Here is a 325-nt window from a genome sequence, read left to right on the forward strand (position 1 = left end):
CTCTACTTGTAAGTCTAGCTATCGCTCCTGGTGCGCTGGCGGAAACTCTTGAAAGCGTTCTGGATAAGAACAGTGTGAAGGTCATTAAGGAGATGGAAGAGGCTCGTTTTCAGAATGTCTCTCTGACAACTCATATCACGTCTGCGGGAATTGTGTATTACGACGCTAAAGCGAATGTGTTGTTTCACAGTACCCCAATGGAAGTGAAGGACGGTCAGTTTGAGGCGTTGGATAAAGAATTAACGACAGGTTTGCTTTCCTCACTGACAGCAACCATTGAATACAAAGCAGATAATGAAAGGGCGGTGATGTATCAGTTTTCTGA

Annotated in this window: 1 protein-coding gene; it reads left to right on the forward strand. The window is 44.6% G+C overall.

Annotation, left to right across the window (positions count from 1 at the left end; translation table 11 throughout):
• Nucleotides 1–325, forward strand: a 325-nt coding sequence (locus tag AB4585_RS25360) for a hypothetical protein (protein WP_372171543.1), incomplete at both ends; no start/stop codon positions are given.

This window comes from Vibrio sp. 10N.222.49.C9, assembly GCF_041474985.1.
Classification (GTDB): domain Bacteria; phylum Pseudomonadota; class Gammaproteobacteria; order Enterobacterales; family Vibrionaceae; genus Vibrio; species Vibrio crassostreae_C.